The organism is Halobellus sp. Atlit-38R (assembly GCF_003665925.1).
GTDB lineage: Archaea > Halobacteriota > Halobacteria > Halobacteriales > Haloferacaceae > Haloquadratum > Haloquadratum inordinatus.
This window is the reverse complement of sequence record NZ_QXIJ01000101.1, coordinates 1-655: the sequence shown is the minus strand read 5'-3', so window position 1 is coordinate 655 and position 655 is coordinate 1. Positions and strand designations below refer to the sequence as shown.

Sequence of the window (655 nt, the reverse complement as noted above, 5' to 3'; positions counted from 1 at the left end):
CCGCGAGCAGCGCCAGCGCGGCGAGCAGCTGGTTCGCGCCGCCGAACAGCGCCCACAGCGTCACCCACTCGCCGGAGATGACGAGCAGGTACGCGACGAGCGACTGGACGACGGGGTTGGTGTACCGGCCCTTCGCGAAGCTGCCGAGGTCGGTCGAGAAGCCCGTGGTCGTCCCGCTCCCCCGGGTTCCGACGATCTCCTCCATCATGTACCGACCGAGCCGCGCCGCGGTGTCGGTCGAGGTGAGGAGGAAGCTCACCAGCACGAGCGCCATGAACGGCGCGCCGAAGCTCTGCGGGATCCCGAGGCTGGTGAGGATGATCCCGCCGCCGGTCGCGAAGTTCGGCAGCGCGCCGCCGATGCCGCCGCCCGCGGCCGCCGTGGTCGCGCCGGCCACCGCGAGCGTCGAGATGGCGACGGAGGCGAGCAGCCCCTCACCGAGCATGCCGCCGTAGCCGATGAGCCGGGCGTCGCTCTCCTTGTTCAGCTGCTTGGCCGTCGTCCCCGACGACACCAGCGAGTGGAAGCCGCTGATCGTCCCGCAGGCGATGGTCACGAACAGCAGGGGGAACAGCGGCGTGATCCCTCTGGTGTCGATCGCGAGTTCGCTGCCGAAGAAGCCCATGTACGCCCCGATCGTGGGGTCGATCGTCAG

General features: G+C 70.4%; 1 protein-coding gene. It reads right to left on the bottom strand.

Annotation, left to right across the window (positions count from 1 at the left end):
- A partial coding sequence (locus D3D02_RS18320; RefSeq protein ID WP_147435715.1) for a carbon starvation CstA family protein occupies positions 1-655 on the bottom strand: 655 nt, incomplete at both ends.